Below are 412 nucleotides of genomic sequence, written 5' to 3' on the forward strand. Positions count from 1 at the left end.
GGTAGTTCTATTACCAATATACATAAAGAAGTAAAGAACAAGATTACCAAAGTAGTGGGAGATAGCTTAGTTAAGCAAGACAAGAAAAAAAAAATTATCGAGATTGGTAGTGAGAAAGATGGCGGCGACATCAGTATAGCAGATAGAGCACATGCGAATAGTGCGCTTTCTGGTGTAGAGGCAGCAAAGAAAGAGAATGAAGCAGTTAATAAAGGCCAGCTTGATGGAAGGTTGAAGGATCTTTCTAATAGCCTTCAGTCTGATTGTTCTGCTGTAGTTCATTATGATAAAAATGCAAAGGATGAAACTTTTTATACGAGTGTTACTTTTAGTAAAGGAAAGGATTCTGTGGCTGTATGTCTGCATAATGTTGCGGATGGTACGATTGCCCGAGGTTCACATAATGTTATTA

General features: G+C 37.6%; 1 pseudogene. It reads left to right on the forward strand.

The window, feature by feature from the left end:
* A pseudogene (locus J7R13_RS09155) lies at positions 1-412 on the forward strand (Vomp family autotransporter); the annotation flags it as partial.

It is taken from the genome of Bartonella taylorii 8TBB (genome assembly GCF_902825155.1).
Classification (GTDB): domain Bacteria; phylum Pseudomonadota; class Alphaproteobacteria; order Rhizobiales; family Rhizobiaceae; genus Bartonella; species Bartonella taylorii_A.